This window comes from Mesorhizobium sp. CA13 (assembly GCF_020165235.1).
Taxonomy (GTDB): Bacteria; Pseudomonadota; Alphaproteobacteria; order Rhizobiales; family Rhizobiaceae; genus Mesorhizobium.
Window position 1 is genome coordinate 34,708 of the sequence record NZ_JAIUHS010000009.1, and the last position, 19,793, is coordinate 54,500.

General features: G+C 65.6%; 13 protein-coding genes. 2 read left to right on the top strand and 11 right to left on the bottom strand.

The window, feature by feature from the left end:
- Nucleotides 1-8 precede the first annotated feature (8 nt).
- The 11 genes from addA to LB566_RS20145 form a co-directional block, all read right to left on the bottom strand.
- Nucleotides 9-3,527, bottom strand: a complete 3,519-nt coding sequence (gene addA / locus LB566_RS20095; RefSeq protein ID WP_224626018.1) for a double-strand break repair helicase AddA — start codon at nucleotides 3,525-3,527, stop codon at nucleotides 9-11.
- Nucleotides 3,524-6,658 (bottom strand): double-strand break repair protein AddB, encoded by a 3,135-nt coding sequence (gene addB, locus LB566_RS20100; protein ID WP_224626028.1) that lies wholly within the window; start codon nucleotides 6,656-6,658, stop codon nucleotides 3,524-3,526. The genes addA and addB overlap by 4 nt, the downstream gene beginning before the upstream one ends.
- Nucleotides 6,655-7,356 carry a nucleotidyltransferase family protein gene (locus LB566_RS20105; RefSeq protein WP_224626661.1) on the bottom strand — a complete coding sequence of 234 codons (702 nt, stop codon included), beginning with the start codon at nucleotides 7,354-7,356 and terminating at the stop codon, nucleotides 6,655-6,657. The genes addB and LB566_RS20105 overlap by 4 nt, the downstream gene beginning before the upstream one ends.
- Before the next feature lie 53 nt (nucleotides 7,357-7,409).
- Nucleotides 7,410-8,921 (bottom strand): tRNA (adenosine(37)-N6)-threonylcarbamoyltransferase complex ATPase subunit type 1 TsaE, encoded by a 1,512-nt coding sequence (gene tsaE, locus LB566_RS20110; RefSeq protein ID WP_224626039.1) that lies wholly within the window; start codon nucleotides 8,919-8,921, stop codon nucleotides 7,410-7,412.
- An 8-nt stretch (nucleotides 8,922-8,929) separates the two neighbouring features.
- A complete protein-coding gene (locus tag LB566_RS20115) occupies nucleotides 8,930-11,485 on the bottom strand; it encodes a sensor histidine kinase (RefSeq protein WP_224626049.1) in 2,556 nt (851 codons plus the stop codon).
- Between the two features lie 186 nt (nucleotides 11,486-11,671).
- Entirely contained in the window at nucleotides 11,672-13,072 is a 1,401-nt protein-coding gene (gene ahcY / locus LB566_RS20120; protein ID WP_140517752.1) for an adenosylhomocysteinase, read from the bottom strand.
- A gap of 173 nt (nucleotides 13,073-13,245) precedes the next feature.
- Nucleotides 13,246-13,542: an HPr family phosphocarrier protein gene (locus LB566_RS20125; RefSeq protein WP_140491179.1), complete on the bottom strand. Its 297-nt coding sequence runs from the start codon at nucleotides 13,540-13,542 to the stop codon at nucleotides 13,246-13,248.
- On the bottom strand, nucleotides 13,539-13,940 hold the full coding sequence (locus tag LB566_RS20130; RefSeq protein WP_010912939.1) for a PTS sugar transporter subunit IIA: 402 nt from the start codon (nucleotides 13,938-13,940) through the stop codon (nucleotides 13,539-13,541). Before LB566_RS20130 ends, LB566_RS20125 begins: the two co-directional genes overlap by 4 nt.
- Nucleotides 13,941-14,104: 164 nt before the next feature.
- Nucleotides 14,105-14,551 carry an HPr kinase/phosphorylase gene (locus tag LB566_RS20135; RefSeq protein ID WP_224626059.1) on the bottom strand — a complete coding sequence of 149 codons (447 nt, stop codon included), beginning with the start codon at nucleotides 14,549-14,551 and terminating at the stop codon, nucleotides 14,105-14,107.
- A 125-nt stretch (nucleotides 14,552-14,676) separates the two neighbouring features.
- A complete protein-coding gene (locus LB566_RS20140) occupies nucleotides 14,677-16,461 on the bottom strand; it encodes a sensor histidine kinase (protein ID WP_318012507.1) in 1,785 nt (594 codons plus the stop codon).
- Between the two features lie 144 nt (nucleotides 16,462-16,605).
- Entirely contained in the window at nucleotides 16,606-17,307 is a 702-nt protein-coding gene (locus tag LB566_RS20145; RefSeq protein ID WP_010912942.1) for a response regulator transcription factor, read from the bottom strand.
- Nucleotides 17,308-17,650: 343 nt separating this feature from the next.
- Between LB566_RS20145 and LB566_RS20150 the strand changes: the two genes are divergently transcribed.
- Together LB566_RS20150 and arfB are read left to right on the top strand one after the other, a co-directional pair.
- Nucleotides 17,651-19,261, top strand: coding sequence for a phosphoenolpyruvate carboxykinase (locus LB566_RS20150; RefSeq protein ID WP_224626064.1), 1,611 nt, complete (start codon nucleotides 17,651-17,653; stop codon nucleotides 19,259-19,261).
- Between the two features lie 85 nt (nucleotides 19,262-19,346).
- Nucleotides 19,347-19,784, top strand: a complete 438-nt coding sequence (gene arfB, locus LB566_RS20155) for an alternative ribosome rescue aminoacyl-tRNA hydrolase ArfB (RefSeq protein WP_224626066.1) — start codon at nucleotides 19,347-19,349, stop codon at nucleotides 19,782-19,784.
- Nucleotides 19,785-19,793 lie beyond the last annotated feature (9 nt).

Here is a 19,793-nt window from a genome sequence, read left to right on the forward strand (position 1 = left end):
TTCTTGTGTCACGCTCGCGTGAGTCGGGCAAGTGCGTCATCCATGGCCCGAGCCGGCAGCTCGATCAGCCGTGGCGCCTCCGTGAACAGCAAGGCCGCCGTGACTTCGCGGCCGGGATAGAGCGGCCGCAGCAGGGCGCGATAGAGCGCGAGCTGCAGCAGATAGGCGGGCGGAACCTCTCCCAGCGAAGCGGGCGCCGGCCGGTTGGTCTTGTAGTCGACGATGGATACGCGGTCCGGCGTCACCGCCAACCTGTCGATCTTGCCGGAAATCGAGCGTTTCGTGCCCCTGACGTCGAGGCTGCCCATGACCGCCACTTCGGCGCGCGAAGAGGGCCCGAAAAGCGGCGCGAAGCGCTGATCGGCAAGGATCGCCATCACCGAGGCGACGGCCTTTTCGCGCTCGCCGGCCGGCCATTGCGCGCCGGCGCGGGCGAGATAAATTTCGGCCGCGCCCTGGCGTTCGTCCTGCGCCACGCCGGGCAGCATCTGCAGCAGCTTGTGCAGGGCCAGGCCTCGCATGACGGCGAAGCCGGGTTCGGCGCCGCCATCCAGCACCGGCGAGCCGGTGTCGATGACGCTTTCCTTGCCCTCGTCGATCAGGGCCGAGGCTCCGGATGGCGACAGCGGGCGCGGCAGGTCCTCGTATGGCGGCAGCGACCTGAACAAGATTTCGGGCGGCGGCCCGAAGTCCCGCGTCTGCCTGGCCTCGCTTTCGGCGACCGGCGCAAAGGGCGGCAGCCCGGTCACCTGGAAGCGATGCACTGAAACGCCGCCGGCCGGGTGCGGATACTCGGTGCTCTCCGGCGCCCCGACCAGGGCACGGCTGACGAGCGAATGCCAGGTGCCTGTGTTCGGCGCGCGCTTGCCGTGATAGCCGCAGACGATCAGCCTGTCCTCGGCCCGGGTCATGCCGACATAGAGCAGCCGCCGGTACTCGTCATCGGCGAGATCGCGCGCCCTGGCCGCGGCAGCCTTCGAAATGCCGTTGGCGACGTCGCTGGCCGAGCGCCAGAGAAAGCCCTTACCGCTCCAGTTCAGCCCCGAACCCTCGAACGGCATCAGGCGCGGCAGATGCTGATCGCTGAACGGAGCCGAACCGCCATCGACCAGGAAGACGACAGGCGCTTCGAGCCCCTTGGCTGCATGCACGGTCATGACGCGGACCTCGTCGCGGGTCTGGTCCATCTCGCGCTTGATTTCGGGGCCGGCGCTCTCCAGCGTCGACAGGAAGGCTTCCAGCCCGGGCAGGCCGGTCCGCTCCTCGGCAAGGCAGAAACTCAGGAATTCGTCGAGAATGTCGCCCGCTTCCGGCCCGAGCCGTGCGATCATCTTCCTGCGCACGCCACCGTGCGCCAGCATGCCGGCATAGAATTCGAACACCGGCTTGAAGGCGGCCTCGTTGGCCCAGATGTCGAGTTGAGTGGCGACCGCCGCGAGCGCTACGCTTCGGCTGGCATGCTGGCGCAGGGATGCGGCCAGCGACAGGCCGGACGGTCTTTGCGCGGCCAGTGTGAAAAGCGCCTCTTCCGACAGATCGAAGATCGGGCTCCGCAGCACGGCGGCGAGCGACAGATCGTCCTGCGGCTGGATCAGGAAATGGCCGAGCGCGATCAGGTCCTTGACCGCGATGTGGCCGGGCAGGCTCAAGCGGTCGGCGCCGGCCACCGGAATGTCGCGACGCTTCAAGGCACGCGTCAGGGCATGGACGAAGCGATCGCGCTTGCGCACCAGCACCAGCACGTCGCCGGGGCGCAGCCTCTTGCCGCGGCCTTCGATGACCTCACCATTGCCGATCCAGCCGGCAATGGTGGCGGCGACGTTTTCGGCAACCCGAACCGCCGGCGCGCGGGCATGGTCGACTGCCTGCGTCCAGTCGTCCGGCTCGTCGACGACATCGGCGCCGATGGATGGCCAGACCTCGACATAGCCCGGCGCATCGGTGCGTATCGCCTTGTGGCTCAGCGGGTCGCGGTCATGGCTGATGCCGCGCCGCACGACCGGATCGGCGAAGACACGGTCGACGGCGGCCAGAACATCGTCGGTCGAGCGGAACGACCAGGTGAGCTTCAGGTCGGCGAAGGGCGCATCGGCGTCGCGCACCTTGGCCGCAAACAGGAGCCTGCTGTCGGCGAAGGAATCCGGTGCCGCGCCCTGGAAGGAATAGATCGACTGTTTTTCGTCGCCGACGGCGAAGATCGTCCGATGCGCGTTGTCGCGGGCGCCGATGCCGGCGAAGAATTCCTCGGCCAGCCGCTTCACCACCTCCCATTGGTCGGGGCTGGTGTCCTGCGCCTCGTCGAGCAGGATGTGGTCGATGCCCTGGTCGAGCTTGTATTGCACCCACGGGCCGGCATCGGGCCTGGCCAGGAGACTGACGGTGCGGGTGATCAGGTCGTTGAAGTCGAGGAACCCGCGGCCACGCTTCAGCTGCTCGTAGCGGGCGATCAGCCAGTCGGCCAGCGTCAGCGCGGCGCCCGTGCCCTCCAGCATCCGGAACAGGGCGAGCCGGTCGACCGTCTCGACGATTGCGGCGGTCGCCGAGAGATAGCGATCCGCCAGGTCCGGCAGCCGGTCGAGCAGCGCCTTTTTGAAGGCCTTGGCTGGATCGTAGACGTCGCCGTCGGCCTTCAGGAAAGCCCGCGAAAGCAGTTGCAGGCGGCGCACGGGGTCGGTTTCCGCGAAAGCCAGGCGCGCATGAGGCAAGATGTTGTTGAGCACCGTCCTGGCGTCGGCGGTTTCCGCCGCCTGGGCGAAGCCGGCAAAATAATCCGGCAGGAAGCCGGGCAGAGGCCAGAGAGAGGCCGCTATGCCTTCGGCGGTCTGGCCGGGGCGGAAATGGAATTCGTCGAACAGCGTCTGGAAGTTCGGGCCGCCTCGATCGATTTCGCCGATGAAGGCGCCCAGTTCGTCGCGCTTGCGGACGATCTCGGCGAGCAGGGCGTCGAGCCCGGCCTCGCCACCGCGCTCGAGCACGGCGGCGAAGGCATCGGCGAGGTCCGGCCGATCCGCCGCACTGCCCGAAATCATCTCACGGCGCGCGGCGGCGAACAACGAGGCCTCCATCTGCGGGTCGAGCATTTCGAAATGCGCGGGGATGTTGGCTTCCAGCGGGAACTGGTGCAGCACCGATTCGCAGAAGGCATGGATGGTCTGGATCTTCAGCCCGCCGGGCGTTTCCAGCGCTTCGGCAAACAGGCGGCGGGCGCGGCGCATGGTTTCGCGGTCGGGCCGGCGGCCATCGAGCGCCTCGACCCTCACCGCCAGTTCGGCATCGCCGAGCGCGGTCCATTCCGACAGGGTCGAGAACACCCGGTTCGACATGTTGGCGGCGGCGGCACGCGTATAGGTCAGGCACAGTATCTTCGACGGATCGGTGCCGCGAAGCAGGAGCCGGATGACGCGCTGGGCCAGCACATGGGTCTTGCCGGACCCGGCATTGGCCGACACCCAGGCGGAATTCCTCGGATCCGAGGCGCTGGCCTGCCTGGAGGCGGTTTCGCCGGGGATGGGGTAGGCTTTCTTCATGCCTCCCCTCCCTCCTCATCCGCATCGCCGCCCGCCGACCATTCGAGCACGCGGGCGAGATGGTCGTAGTCGCCGTCGGTCTCGCCTTCGCGGAACGGCAGTGCCCGCGACAGATAGCCGGCCGCCGGATCGGCATAGTGGACGAGCAATTTCTCCAGCCGCGCCCAGGCCTCCTCGGCGAGGTCCGTGGCGGTGCGTGGCTGCCGGTTGTATTCGAGGATCGATTCCTCGAAAACTTCGCCATTCGGCTTCAGCCTGACGAAGGCCAATTGCGAGGGCTCGCGCGCGCCGAGTTCCTGGAAAGCGCCGCGCCTGAGCAACGCGCCCTCCAGCGCCAGTTGCGGCGCCAGCAGCGTGTGCGCCTGCGCCTTGGAAGGCGAAGAGCCGGTCTTGTAGTCCAATATGTCGGCCATGCCGCCATGGAGAAGATCGACCCGGTCGGCATAGCCCGACAGGGTGATGCCGGATTGGCCGACCATGGTCTTGCCCGCTCGCGCCTCGGCGTGGCGCCGGGCCACGGCCCCAGCGCGGCCGCGTTCCCATTCGATGATGCTGGCGGCGAGCTTTTCGAAACGCGGCCACCACACCGCCTCGACATCGGCGGGAAGTGCTGCCTCGGCAAAGCAGGTCCGGCCGGCGGCGAGCAGGCCGGCCAGCGCATCGGGAGCACGCGGATCGGCCACGCTGCCCGAGAACAGATGCAGGATGGCATGGAACAGCGTGCCGCGCTCGGCCGCACCCGGGTCGCGGATGACCGGGTCGAGCGGCAGCAGGCCGAGGATGCGCCTGGCATAGATGGCGTAGGGATCGCGACGCAGCGTCTCGATCTCGGTGACCGAGAAATGGGTTGGACGCAGCGCGACCGGCGGCTTCGGCTGCGGGCGCGGCGCGAAGTCCCGCCGCGGGCTGGTATCGAGCGCGCGCGCCCAGGCGATGAGTTCCTCGCCACGTTCGGTAAGCCTGGCTGCCTGGTCCTTCCCGATATAAGTGAGAATGCGCTGCAGCCAGCGCGAGGGCACGGCGGGCGCGTCGCCGGCGCGTGCGGAGCGCGACAGCACCACCTTCGCCGCCCCCATGGCCATCTGGAAATCATGCGCGGCAAGGCCAATGCGCCGTTCGGGCGGCTCCAGGTCGATGCCGGTCTTCATCAGCCGCGACATGAAGCGGTCGCTTTCGGGTTTGCGCGGCCACACACCTTCGTTCATGCCGCCGATGACCAGCGTGTCGACATTCTGCAAGCGGGCTTCCAGGGCCCCCCAGATGGCAATGTTCCTGTCTGTGCCTTGCGCCGGCTTGACCGTCTCGGGCGCGATCAGCGCCGCCATGACGTCTGGCCATTCGTCGGCGGCAAACGACAGCGACACCGACGCCGCGACCAGTCTACGCAACAGGTCGGCCAGTTTCTCGCCGGCATCGCCGGCATAGAGTGCGCCAAGCCCGCCATCGGCCGCACGGCCGAGATTTTCCAGCACCACGACGCTGGACCCGACGAGCGCCACAAGACCGGCGTCGGCTTGACCCCGAAAGGCGGCAAGCGGCGCCACGGCTTCCATCAGCCGCCGCAGCAGATCGCGCGCGTCCTCGATAGCGCGCACGGTCAGCCGGGCAAACCAGAAAGGCCGCCTGCTGTCGCCGCCGAGGTCAACCAGGCGGGCTTCGAACAGGTCGGGCAGCGATGCGATGTCGGGACGGCCGGTGCCGCCGCGCAACGCCACCAGCTCGATCAATTCCGCCGCGTGGCGAACGCTCGTCCGAGCCAGGCCAAGGGCAAGCAGGGGATGCTTGAGCAGCGACAGCAGGCCGACCGGGTCACCGGGACGGAACACCGCCTGCAACGCCAGCCCCAGCAGGCCGGCGGCGGGCGTGTTGGAAAGCGGCACACCGCCGGAATCGTCGGCGACGACGCCGAAGCGCCCGAGTTCGACCGAGACGCGGCGCGCCAGCGCACGATCACCGGTAACGAGGGCCGCTCTTTGGCCGGGCTGCTCGACCGCGCGCTTGAGCGCGACGGCGATCGCCACGGCTTCATCGCGTTCGCTGGCCGCTTCCAGCAGACTCACGCCGGCGAACGCCTGCTCGATGTCGAAGACGGAAAAGCCGCTGCGCGTCTCGGCCCACAATTCGGTGGTCTCGGCCGGCCGCAGCGCTTCGCCGACGAGGGCGGCGCGAAGCGCGAGTTCATGTCCGGCCGCGCCGATCTCCTCGACATCGCCCCGCAGCACACCCATGGTGCCGATCAGCTTGGCGAGGCCGTATTGCGGATGGCCGAGCACGGCCGGACGTGCGCCCGGCGCCGTGATGGCCTGGAAGGACGGCTCATCCATCGTCCGGTCGAGGCCTGGCAGCACGATGGCTCCGCCCGCCAAGCGGGCAATGGCGGCCAGCAGCTCTGCCGTGGCGGGGATGGAGCCGGTGGAACCGGCGGCGATAACCGGCCCGGCGGGCGGATTGCGTCGCAACCGCGCCGCTTCCAGCCGGATCAAGGCGCTGCGATGCGCGGCCGGGTTGGAGAGATTCCGTTCCCCAAGGAATTTCGGCCAGGCTTCGGTGACGATGCCGAGGAAATCGAGCGTGACCTGCCACCATCCCGCGAGATTGCCGCTCACCAGATCGGCGAGCCGCGTCCAGTCCGTGCCTTCCGTCTCGATCTCATCCATAAGCCGGGCGAGGTCGCGCGCCAGCCAGATCGCATCGGCGGAGGAGGCAGGAATGACGATCTCCTCGTCGAAAAGCGCCGCCACATGCGCCGGCAAGCGGCGTTTCCAGGCACGCACCAGCGGCGCCAGCAGCAACAGGCGTTCGGTTGCCGCGATCGGCGGCGCGAGGTCGATGGCCGCCGACGCTTCCGTCTCGAACGCGGCCTCGTCCTCGTCGAATTCGCCGAGCGGTCGGATGACCGGCAGAATCGCCGAACCGCCGCCGCCTCTCGCCGCGAGACTGTCGACGAAGACGCCGCGCAAGGCGCGCGCGGCGCGGCGCGTCGGCACATAGATGGTGACATCGGCCAAGGCGAGCGGGTCGCCATCGAAGCGAAAGCCCGGAACAAGACGCCCGGCCAGCAGCGCCTCGGCAAGCGTCGGCAGAAACGGCGCACCGGGAGGAATGGAGAAAACGCGGCCCGGGCCGCTCATTGCGACTCGGCTAGCGCGTCGGCGACCGCCGCTTCCGCGCTCGCAATGGCGTCGGGGGTGCCGACGGTGATCCAATGGCCATGCATTGGCGTGCCGAACAGCCGGCCGGCGGCGATCGCCTTGTCGAAGTAGGCGTTAAGCGAATGCGGTTCCGGCAGGGCACCCTTGAAGATGCGCGGATGGACGATCGCCGCCCCGGCATAGATCAGGCCCGCCGGATCGCCCTTGGAACGCCGCAGGGTGCCGTCCGGCGCCACCAGGAAATCGGTGCTACCGCAGTGTCCGGTCGCCTGATGGAGATCCGCCAGCATCAGCAGAATATCCATTCTCGCGGCGTCCCATGCAAGGGCGAGGCGGTTGAGATTGAGCGTCCCGTGGTCGATCCAGAAGGTGTCGGCGTTGAGGACATAGAAGGGCTGGTCGCCGAGCTCCGGCAGCGCCTTGACGATGCCGCCGGCGGAATCGAGCAACCGCTCGCTCTCGTCCGAAATGACGATCCGTGGCGCATGGCGCGCGACGAGATGGGCGATGATCTGTTCGGGAAGGTAGTGCACGTTGACGACCGCCTTGTCGATGCCGGCCGCGACAAGACTGTCGAGGCCCCAGTCGAGCAGCGTCTTGCCGGCGATCCTGACCAGCGGCTTGGGGATCGTGTCGGTGATCGGCCGCATGCGCTTGCCGAGCCCCGCGGCAAGCATGATCGCAGTTTTGGGCACGATCGCAGTTTTGGGCTCGCCGTCCGGTATCGTTGTCACGGCGTTTGCTCCTCCAGCAGACCGTGGGCGGTATAGAACTCGCGAAGGCCGGCCAGGGCAGGATGAGACAGCGCCCGGCGCAGATAGTCGCGGATACGCGGCAGGTGCTTCAGATAATAGGGCTTGCCATCGCGTTTTTCGAGCCGGACGAAGATGCCGAGGATCTTGGAATTGCGCTGCGCCGCCATGATCGCATAGGCCTCGAGGAACGTCGCCTCGTCAAATGGGCCGGCCGCGTGGCGGGCGGCGATATAGGCATCGAGCGTGCGTTTCTCGATGGCTGGCGGGATGGTGACGCGCGCGTCCATGGCCAGAGAGGCGACGTCGTAAGCGGCGGGGCCGATCAGCGCGTCCTGGATGTCGACGATGCCGAGCCGGTCATGGCCGGAGCGCTCAGCGCGCCAGATGATGTTCGGCGAATGAAAGTCACGCAGCATCAGCGTGTATTGGCTGTCCGCGAGGCGGTCGAGAACCGCATTCCACTCCTTGTGGTAGCCGACGCGCAAGGCATCGCCCGCCGGAGCGCCCGTCAGCATCGGCACGTACCAATCGACCAGCAGGTCCGCCTCGATCAGCATGGCGTCGCGATCGAAGGGCGGCACATCGTGAAACACGCCGGGCGCGGCCTCCATCCGGTGGGGCCAGGTCTTGTCATGCATCATGGCGAGCAGTTCGGCCGCCGCTTCATAACGCCCGGCGACCGGCCTGCCATGCCCGTCCAGGAACCCTTCGGAACCCAGATGTTCGAGCAGCAGGAACCCCTGGTCGAGATCCTGCGCATGGATTTTGGGGACGCTGACCCCGGCGGCGAGCAGCGCGCGGTCGATGGCGGCGAAGGCGGACACCGACTGGGCGGTGTGGGCGATGACGCCATAGGGCTTGCCGTCGCGCACCGGCGGGCCCAGCACCAACCGCGGCGAGTTCATCAGCACCCTCGCGGCATGGCCTGGAAGCGAGACAATTTCGTAGGAGCGGGCAGAGGCATCGCCGATGAAATGGCGGCGGCTGGCCTCGCCCCATCCAGCGCTTTCGAGGAACCCGCGCATGGCGAGCGAGCGCGCCACGCGATCGTAGGCAGCGCCTTGCCCGGACAGTTTCGCCAATCGGCCATCACCATGCTGGACCAATTCGATCAGCACGGCGGTCCCAGGCAAATAACCCTCAGCCCGTTCCGGCCATTCGACGAGGGCCGCGCCTTGCGCCAACGCCTCGTCGAAGCCCAGTTCATCGAGCTCGGCTGCCGAGGACAGGCGGTAGAGGTCGAAATGATGGACCGGGATGCGCGTGTCGTAGCTTTGCACCAGGGTAAAGGTCGGGCTCGGCACGTCGAGGCCGGCATCGTCGGCCAAGGCCCTGATCAGCGCCCGCGCCAGCGTCGATTTGCCGGCGCCGAGATCGCCCTTCAGCGCCAGGACATCGCCGGCGCGCAACGCCAGCGCCAGATCCTCACCCAGCCGCGCCGTCTGTGTTTCGTCGGCGAGTAAACGCTCGAGCATCAATGCGGCCATCGAGTGCGCTACTCGGCCGCGGCGCGGATGCCCGGCATGTCGGGAAAGGTGCAGATGACGGTCGTGCCCTTGTCCTTGCCGGTTTCGATGCGGACGCTGCCGCCATGCAGCTCAACGAAGCTCTTGACGATCGAGAGGCCGAGTCCGGCGCCGCGCCGACGGCCGCCATTGGCGCGCGGCTCGAAGCGGCGGAACACCGAATCAAGCACGTCGGGCGGCATGCCGGGTCCATCGTCGTGGACCGAGAATTCCACACCGTCCGCCAACTGACGGCAGGCGAGCCGGATGGCGCTGGCCTCCGGCGCGTAGTTGGCGGCGTTGCTGAGCAGGTTATAGAGGATCTGGCGGATGCGGATTTCGTCGCCGTGGAAGGTCTTCGGCGCCGCCGCGGCATCGACCTCGAGCCTGATTGAATGCTCTTCCAGCCGGTCGGCAACCAGCTCGGCGGCGGCGGCGATGGTGCGGTCGACATGGACCTCGGAAATGTCGAGCTGCATGATGCCGGCATCGACCGTGGCTAAGTCGAGTATGTCGTTGACGATGGTCAAAAGCACCGAAGACGACGAGCCGACATGCTCGACATATTCGCGCTGCTTCTGCGTCAGCGGACCGGTGGCCGGCAGCGACAGCAGTTCGGTGAATCCGATGATGTTGGTCAGCGGCGAACGCAGTTCGTAGGACACGTGCTGGACGAATTCGTTCTTGAGCTGGTCGGATTTCTCCAGCGCCTCGTTCTTGTCCTTGAGCGCGCGTTCGACACGGACGCTGTCGGTGACGTCGACGAAGGTCATCATCACCTGCCCGTTGGGCAGGGGGATCACGGCGTAGCGCAGCACGGTGCCGCTCTTGAGCTCGGTCTGCCCGTGGCGGTCGCGGCGCTCGTCGTCGAAGCCGGTGATGGCTGCGACGAAGCCGCCCCACGGGCTGTCGATCGCTTGCCGGTCGCAAAGTTCACGGATTGCGGAAACATGGACATTGGGCCTGGCGGTTTCGGCGTCCAGGCCCCACAAAGTAGCAAATGCCGGGTTCGATAGGCGCAGCCTGCCGTCGGGGCCGAACACCGCCACGCCTTCGGCGAGGTTGTCGAGTGTCTCGCCCTGGACCCGCACTGCGGTGCGGTAGCGGCTTTCGAGGTCCATCTTCTCGGTCAGGTTCTCGAACACCCAGGTGACGCCGCCCTTGGGCTGCGGGTTGGCGACGACGCGGATTGTCTTGCCGTCGGGCAGGTGCCACCAATGCTCCTGCGATTCCACCGCGCGGTAGGCGCCGAGCAGGCCTTCCTTCCAGCGGCGCCACTCCGGCTGCTCGGCGATCTTGCCCTCGCTGCGCAGCCGATCCAGCAGCAAAGCATTATCGGGCGCGCTGTGCAGGAAGCCTGCATCGAGGCCCCAGAGTTTCTGGAAAGCCTGGTTGAAGAAGCGCAGCTTCTCGTCGGTGTCGAAGATCGCGACCGCCGTGTTGAGCTGGTCGAGCGTGTCGGCGTGGCTGCGCACGGTGCGCTCATATTCGCTGCGGATGGTTTCGATTGCACTGGTGTCGCAGGCAAGCCCGGCCGAACCGTCGGCGCCGGCGAAATCGGTCACCGCGAAAACGCGGCGGTCGCCTTCGATCACCGTGGAAAGCGTCTGTTCGAAGACCGGATGGGACTTGTGCTGGGCAGCGATCGCTTCGCGCGCCTGGCCGCCGAGGAATTCCTTGGCGTCGCGGACAGCCATCTCCGCGCTTTCGGCCTCGACCGCTTTGGCGTAGGCCCGGTTCACCCATCTCAGGCGGCCGTCCTCGCCGCGCAGCCATGCCGGCATCTTCAGCGCCTCGAGCAGGCCGATCATCGTATCGTGGTCGGCGGCCAGCCGCTGGTTCTCGATCTTCAGCCGGGCCTGGCTGCGTTGCGTCTCGGAAAGGGAAACGAACCGCACCAGCACATGCGCCGCACTCTTGCGGCCATGCACTTCCAGCGGAGCGCCGGTCTGCGTTTCGATGACGAGGTCGAAGGACACGGCCTTTTCGCGCAGCCCCGCGACAGCATGCTCGAGTGCCGCCGCCGAGCGCGGCATCAGCCAACGGCCGAAGGCAAGGAAGGCGGCCCGCTCCTCGGGCGCGCCGCTTTCGACCGGCAGCGTGCCGATGATCTCGGGTTTCTTGTTCTCCGAGGCCCAGACGACGACACGCTGGTCGCGCAGGTTGAGCAGCGCCTCCGAACGGCGCAGCGCCGCGTTGATGTCCGCGATGCGGCTCCTGAGCTCGACATTTTCGGCCGAGGTACGCGCTCTCTCCCGGATCAGAACGATGGCCGACAGGAATGCCGCTCCCATCACTCCGACAAAGACGGCAAGCTGCACGACCTCGACCGTGGTCACCGACAGGCTGGCGGCCTCCGCACCAGCAGCCCGGGCGTGGGCCACCGTGCCGGCCAAAGGCCAGCCAAGTGCGGAGCCGGCAAGGAACAGCCCGGCGCGCGCGCGCAATGAAAGGCGCTCGCCTCGCGTGGCGGTGCCGGTAATCCTCGAATCGTCATGGCCGCCGGAAACGGCCCGTCCCGCGTGAAGCGGGTTATCCCCCGGCATGTCTTGGTCCTCTTCGCCGCCTGAATGCAAGACCGCCCTGATGCGTACGCCGGTCCTCGTCCCCGGACCGCGAATCACAACAATAGCGCCTGCTGGAATCGGCGTGAAGAATCATTCGGCGCAAAAATAAAGCCGGCGAAAAGTCAATCGCCCGGCGTCAATATCTGGTAGTAAATTCAGCTTTGGTTAATAGCGGTAGTGTTCCGGCTTGAACGGACCTTGCGGGGTCACGCCGATATACGCTGCCTGTTCGCCCGACAGTTCGGTCAGGCGGGCGCCGAGCTTGTCGAGATGCAGGCGCGCGACCTTCTCGTCGAGATGCTTGGGCAGCACGTAGACCTGGTTCTGATACTGCTCGCCCTTGGTGAACAGCTCGATCTGCGCCAGCACCTGGTTGGTGAAGGACGCCGACATGACGAAGCTCGGATGGCCTGTGGCGTTGCCGAGGTTGAGCAGGCGGCCTTCCGACAGCAAGATCATGCGCTTGCCATCGGGGAAGGTGATCATGTCGACCTGAGGCTTGACGTTGGTCCATTTCAGGTTGCGCAGCGATGCCACCTGGATCTCGTTGTCGAAGTGGCCGATGTTGCCGACGATCACCATGTCCTTCATCGAACGCATGTGGTCGAGGGTGACGACATCCTTGTTGCCGGTGGTGGTGATGACGATGTCGGCGGTGGGTGCGGCATCTTCGAGCGTGACGACCTCGAAGCCGTCCATCGCCGCCTGCAGGGCGCAGATCGGATCGACCTCGGTGACCTTGACGCGGGCGCCAGCGCCCTTCAGCGAGGCGGACGAGCCCTTGCCGACGTCGCCATAGCCGCAGACGACGGCGACCTTGCCGGCCATCATGGTGTCGGTGCCGCGGCGGATGCCGTCGACCAGCGATTCCTTGCAGCCATATTTATTGTCGAATTTCGACTTGGTGACCGAGTCGTTGACATTGATGGCCGGGAAAGGCAGCAAGCCCTTCTTCTGCAGCTGGTAGAGCCTGTTGACGCCGGTGGTCGTCTCTTCGGTGACGCCCCGGATCGCTTCCTTCTGCTTGGTGAAGAAGCCGGGCGAAGCCTTCATGCGCTTCTTGACCTGGGCATAGAAATATTCCTCCTCCTCGCTATGCGGATTGGACAGCACGTCCTCGCCGGCCTCGGCGCGCGCGCCGATCAGGATGTACATGGTGGCGTCGCCGCCATCATCGAGGATCATGTTGGAGGTGCCGCCATCGGCCCACTGGAAAATCCTGTCGGTGTAGTCCCAGTACTGCTCCAGCGTCTCGCCTTTGACGGCGAAGACCGGGATGCCGGCCTCGGCGATGGCCGCGGCCGCATGGTCCTGGGTCGAGAAGATGTTGCAGGAAGCCCAGCGTATATCGGCGCCGAGCGCCTTCAGCGTCTCGATCAGCACAGCGGTCTGGATGGTCATGTGCAGCGAGCCGGTGATACGCGCGCCCTTGAGCGGCTTCTTGGAGCCGAATTCCTCGCGGCAGGCCATCAGGCCCGGCATTTCGGTTTCGGCGATCTCGATTTCCTTGCGGCCCCAGCCGGCAAGCGAGATGTCGGCGACCACATAGTCCTTGCTACCCGTCATGGCAGTGCTCCGATGCGAATTGTTACGCTATTGAATTGGTTGCGGATGCGCCCGCGCCGGCAGGCGCGTCGAAGGGCGCGAATTGCCCGCCTGACTAGCAGATCGGCGTCAACACGACAATGGGATATAAAGAAATCTTTATCCCTGCATGTCTTCCGTATGGAGGTAAGCGATCAGCATTCCTCGCCAAAGCGGGACGCCACCAGCTGTTCCAGCGCATTCATGACCTCGAGCGCTTCGGGGCCGCTGGCGGTGACGCGAATCGAATAGCCCGGACTTGCCGCTAGCATCATCAGGCCCATGATCGAGGTGCCGCCGACCTTGACGCCGTCCTTCTCGACATGGACCGACGCGTTGTAGCCGCTGGCGAGCTGTACGAACTTGGCCGAGGCGCGCGCGTGCAGGCCGCGCTGGTTGACGATCGGAAATTCGCGGACGATCTGGTCCTTTTCCGACGACATCGTGCTCATTTGCTGCTCAGGAGCTGGCTGGCGACATTGATGTATTTGCGCCCCGCCGCCTGCGCCTCGTCGAGAGCCGCCGCCATGTTGTCGCCCTTGCGGATCGAGGAGAGCTTGATCAGCATCGGCAAATTCATGCCGGCGATGACTTCGGTGCGGCCGGACTCCATCACGGAAATGGCAAGGTTCGAAGGCGTGCCGCCGAACATGTCGGTCAACACTATGACGCCCGCCCCGGTGTCGACACGGGCAACGGCGTCGACGATGTCGCGCCGGCGCTGCTCCATATCGTCGTCAGCCCCGATCGCCACGGTTTCGAAATTGTCTTGTGGCCCGACGACATGTTCCACGGCATGTCGGAACTCGGTGGCCAGTTGACCGTGCGTTACAAGCACGAGTCCGATCATTCTTTGGTGGCTCCCGTCATCGCCGCTTCACAGGCGTATTTTATGCTCGCCAGCCATTCCAGGCGGCGGGAGCGCTATCTTGTCGACGCGCGGCTCGTTGACAAGCCCAAAATTGCGCCGGCCCATGCCATTTTGACGCATTGCAGCAAAAAACCCCGGGCACATCATAGAAAAGGCGCGACCGACAGCCGCGCCACCACGGCGGGCAAGGCAGCGGCAATGTTGCGCTCCGCAAGGTCGATGCGCGGCACTGGGCAGCCCGCGACCGGCTCGCTGATTTCCTCTTGAAAGCGAGCCATTTCTGTCTTCGCCACCAACCGCACATGCAGGTCGATCACGCCGCCCGACTCGAATGGCAGCGGGCGTGGCATGAACCCTGGCACCTCGGCGAGACCGGCGATGGTCGCTGGCACGCGGCAGACCAGCCGCCCGGCGTGGGCCGAGGCAAGCAGCCTGTCGTCGCCGATCAGCCGCGAGAACAGGCCGCGCGCCCGGCAATGGTCCAGGAGCGTCAGCGCCAGCGTCGTCTTGCCGGCGCCGGACGGCCCGGTGATGAGGACGCCGCGATCGCCGATCAGGATCGCGGTTCCGTGGATGTTTTCAGGCTGCATGACCAGACCGGGTCATGCCCCCGTCATCCTCGGACTTGTCCCGAGGATGACGACCGTAAAGCTGCGATATCCGCGTCATGCTTTTTAGCACGATTTGATCCGAAAATCGGTTCCCACTTTCGGGATCATGCTTCGGCCGGCAGCGTAACGACGAAGCGGGCGCCCTTGATCTCGCCTGGCTTGGTGCCGGGGATGTTCTCGGCGGTCAGCGTGCCGCCATGGGCCTCGACGATCTGCCTGGATATCGACAGGCCAAGGCCCGAATTCTGGCCGAACGCCTCGCCGGCGGGCCGGTCGGTGTAGAAGCGCTCGAAGATGCGGTCGATGTTGTCGGCGCGGATACCGGGACCATTGTCGTCGATGGTGAGGATGTTGAACTTGCCGGTGCGCGCCAGCGACAGGATGATGTGGCCGCGCTCCTCTGGCACGAAGGAGCGGGCATTCTCGATCAGGTTGGTGATGACCTGGCCGATGCGCAGGTCGTGGCCGACGACGAAATAGCCCTTGACGCCCTGCGGCAGCTTGGCGACCCTGAGCTCGATCTCGACCGCCTTCTTGTTGCGCGTCGTTTCACGCGAGACGGCGACGAGGTCGGTGATGAACTTCTTGAGGTCGACGGTTCCCGCGTCATCCCGCGCCAGCTCGGCGTCGAGACGGGAGGCGTCCGAAATGTCGGTGATGAGGCGGTCCAGCCGCCTGACGTCGTGCTGGATGATCTCCATCAGCCGGCTGCGCGAATTGTCGTTCTTGGCGAGCGGCAAGGTTTCCACCGCGCTGCGCAGCGAGGTCAGCGGGTTCTTCAATTCATGGGAAACATCGGCGGCGAAGCTCTCGATCGCCTCGATGCGGGCATAGAGCGCGTTGGTCATGTCGCGCACGGCAATCGACAGATTGCCGATCTCGTCCTGCCGGTCGGAGAAATCAGGGATTTCCTCGCGGCTCTTGACGCCGCGCCGTACCCGCACGGCCGCCGCAGACAGCCGGCGCAGCGGATTGGCGATGGTGGAGGCCAGAAGCATCGACAGGATGGCAGTGACGAGCGCCGCGATGCCGAAGACGCGCAGGATCGCCTTGCGTTCGGCGGCGACGATCTTGTCGATGTCGCCGCCTTCGGTCGACAGCATCAACACGCCGAGAACGGCGCGGAAGCGCTGGATCGGCACCGCGACGGAAACGATCTGCTCGCCCTGTTCGCTGATCCGGACGATGGTCGACGGGCTGCCGGTCAGCGCCTTGACCACTTCCGGGAAGGCGGCGCCGTTGCCGCCCGGCTGCTCGTGATAGACTGGCAGATCGGTGTTGCGGAAGAAGTCGAAGATGAACTTCTGGATGCGTTCGACAAGGTCGGGCTCTTCCTCGTCGACCGGGGGCAGATCGTAGCGAAGGATCTGGCCGCGTGAATAGAGATGGCGCGAATCGAGCAGCAAATTGGCGTCGCGGTCGTAGATGCGGGCGCGGGTGCGGGTCGGCGAGATCAGCCGGCGCAGCACCGGGGCGACGCGTTCAGGATTGATCGGGAAATCCAGATTGTCGAGCTGGTCCGAGCCCGGTCCCAGGCTTTCGCCGGCCTGCAGCTCAAGCAGCTTTTCCGGATCGATGCTGATCGAATCGGTTTCGACCGTCGCCGAGGCGGCGATCGCGCCGGCGATGATCTCGCCCTGGGTCATCAGGCTTTCGACGCGGGCATCGATCAGCCCGTCGCGGAAGGTGTTGAGATAGAGAATGCCAGTGACCAGGACTGCGAGGCCGGCGAGATTGAGGAAGAGGATACGCCGCGTCAGGCTGGAAAAGATGTGATGGCCGAGGAAGCGGCGCATGGGCACGGTGAGCTTCGACAGGAACGCGGGCATGATCCGAGCCGGCCGCCTTGCAACGCCCGCCGATCTGCTCCGCTGTGCTTCCACTGCCATCGAACAGCAGTTCCCTGCTTAGTAATTGGTGAGTAGCGGGTAGCGAATAGAGAAATGGTTGGCTGAGATCGCGGCGAATGCACGGGTGGCCGCTCGCACCATTCAAAACTGACTACCGACTACTCTCTATTGTCTACTGCCTATTCACGCCTCGCGGAACCGGTATCCGACTCCGTAAAGGGTTTCGATCATCTCGAAGTCGTCGTCGACGGCCTTGAACTTCTTGCGCAGCCGCTTGATGTGGCTGTCGATGGTACGGTCGTCGACATAGACCTGCTCATCATAAGCCGAATCCATCAGCGCATCACGACTTTTTACGACGCCGGGGCGCTGTGCCAGCGAATGCAGGATCAGGAATTCGGTAACGGTGAGCGTCACCGGTTCGCCCTTCCAGGTGCAGGTATGGCGTTCCTGGTCCATGACGAGCTGGCCGCGCTCGAGCGAGCGCGCCTGCTGGCTGGGCGCTTTTGCCGCGGCCTCGCGGGCGCTGGCACGGCGCAACACCGCGCGCACCCGCTCGACCAGCAAACGCTGCGAGAAGGGTTTGCGGATGAAGTCGTCGGCCCCCATCTTGAGGCCGAACAGCTCATCGATCTCGTCGTCCTTGGAGGTCAGGAAGATGACCGGCAGATCTGATTTCTGGCGCATCCGGCGCAAGAGTTCCATGCCGTCCATGCGCGGCATCTTGATGTCGAGGATGGCGAGATTCGGCGGGCGCGCCGCCAGGCCTTCCAGCGCGGACGCACCATCCGTGTAGGTCTCGACGCGATATCCCTCGGACTCGAGAGCAATCGACACCGAGGTCAGAATGTTGCGGTCGTCATCGACAAGCGCGATTGTTGCCATTTCAAGCGGCTCCCTCATGAGCTGTCCCTTCTTTCGTAGAGAAGGGGCTTTTGCAGGACAAATTAGGTACAAAATGTGGCATAGGCCTTCACCGCTGTCACGCGCGGCATGCCGGCGGCCACGATCGCACCTCGACATGGATTGGACGAACGAGCATCGCCAATCCTTTGGGCAACCGCGAAACTCTTCGCATATATAAACGATTTAAACAACTTTCAAAATATTTAAATCGATTAATGATTTGATATCATTCGGCTTTTCTGGTTCTGACCATCTAAGCTCGCGGAGTGGGCGTGCCGGAAACGCGCCGGCAAAGATGCGGCAAATCGGAGAAGGGTCACCCATGTCGGAAGTCGGCAAACGCAATCCTGCCTGCGCGATCGATCGTATCGGTCTCAGAACCTCTGGCTTGGTGCGCTACAATTTCGGTGCGGCCGCCCTCTACGAGGAATCGATCAGGCGGGGAGAAGCCCGGCTGACCGCGCACGGCGCGCTGGTCGCCGAGACAGGCCAGCACACCGGCCGTTCGCCCAAGGACAAGTTCGTCGTCCGCGACGGCGCCACCGAGCCTGAAGTCTGGTGGGACAACAACAAGGCGATCTCGCCGGAGCAGTTCGAGACGCTGCTCGAAGAGTTCCGGGCGCACGCCGCAGACAAGGATCTTTACGTGCAGGACCTGGTCGGCGGCGCAGACCATGAGCTAAAGCTGCCCACCAGGGTCGTCACCGAGTTTGCCTGGCATTCGCTGTTCATCCGCAACCTGCTGATCCGTCCGGAAGCCGCGGAGCTCGACCATTTCATGCCCGAGATGACGATCATCGACCTGCCCTCCTTCCGCGCCGACCCCGCCCGCCACGGCACCCGCACCGAAACCGTGATCGCCGTCGACCTCACCCGCAAGATCGTGCTGATCGGCGGCACCTCCTATGTCGGCGAGATGAAGAAATCGGTGTTCACGATGCTGAACTACCTGCTGCCGGCCAAGGGCGTGATGCCGATGCACTGCTCGGCCAATGAGGGCCCTGGCGGCGACGCCGCGATTTTCTTCGGCCTGTCGGGCACCGGCAAGACGACGCTGTCGGCCGATCCGTCGCGCACGCTGATCGGAGACGACGAGCACGGCTGGGGACCGCACGGCATCTTCAATTTCGAAGGCGGCTGCTACGCCAAGACCATCAAGCTGTCGGCGGAGGCGGAGCCGGAGATCTTCGCCACCACGCAGCGCTTCGGCACGGTGCTGGAGAACGTCGTTCTCGACGCCCACGGCGTGCCGGACTTCGACGACGGCCGGCTCACCGAGAACACGCGCTGTGCCTACCCGCTCGACTTCATACCCAATGCCAGCAAGACGGGGCGCGCCGGCCATCCCCGGAACATCATCATGCTGACCGCTGACGCGTTCGGCGTGATGCCGCCGATAGCACGTCTGACCCCGGCGCAGGCGATGTATCATTTCCTGTCCGGCTACACGGCCAAGGTGGCCGGAACGGAGAAGGGCGTGACCGAGCCCGAGGCGACGTTCTCGACCTGTTTCGGCGCGCCGTTCATGCCGCGCCATCCCTCGGAATACGGCAATCTGCTGCGCGAGTTGATCGCGCAGCACGGTGCCGACTGCTGGCTGGTCAACACCGGCTGGACCGGCGGCGCCTACGGCACAGGCAGGCGGATGCCGATCAAGGCGACGCGCGCGCTGCTTGCCGCGGCCCTCGACGGCTCGCTGAAGACGGCTGGTTTCCGCACCGACGCCAATTTCGGCTTCGAGGTGCCGGTGGCGGTCCCGGGCGTCGACGGCGCCATCCTCGACCCGCGATCGACCTGGGCCGACAAATCGGCCTATGACCGGCAAGCGGCAAGGCTGGTCGGCATGTTCGCCGTCAATTTCGAGAAGTTCGAAAGCCATGTCGACGCCTCCGTCCTCGGCGCGGCGCCGCACATGCAGGAAGCGGCGGAATAGTCGCCCACCACGCTCAGCCGTCCTCACAAGGCCCGGTCCCCGATCGGGCCTTTCCTTTTTTCGTCCGCCGCGCCATGACTGCGGCATGACGAGCGACGACACAATCATCATTGCCGACGATGCCGTGATCCATCCGGGCGATCTGCACGAGGATTTCATCCGCTCGTCCGGCCCCGGCGGGCAGAACGTCAACAAGGTGGCGACGGCGGTGCAGCTGCGCTTCGATGCACGCAACGCGCGCGGCCTGTCTGAACGCGTGCGCGAACGCACGATCAGGCTTGCCGGCCAGCGCGCCACCAAGGACGGCGTCATCGTCATCGAGGCCGGACGCTTCCGCACGCAGGAACAGAACCGCGCGGACGCACGGGCGCGGCTGGCGGCGCTGGTCGCCAAGGCGGCCGAGCCACCACCGCCGCCGCGCAAGAAGACGAGGCCGTCGAAAGGCGCGGTCGAACGGCGGCTGAAGAGCAAGGCCGGACGCGGCACCATCAAGAAACTGCGCGGCCGGGTAGAGAACGATTAAGCAACACAC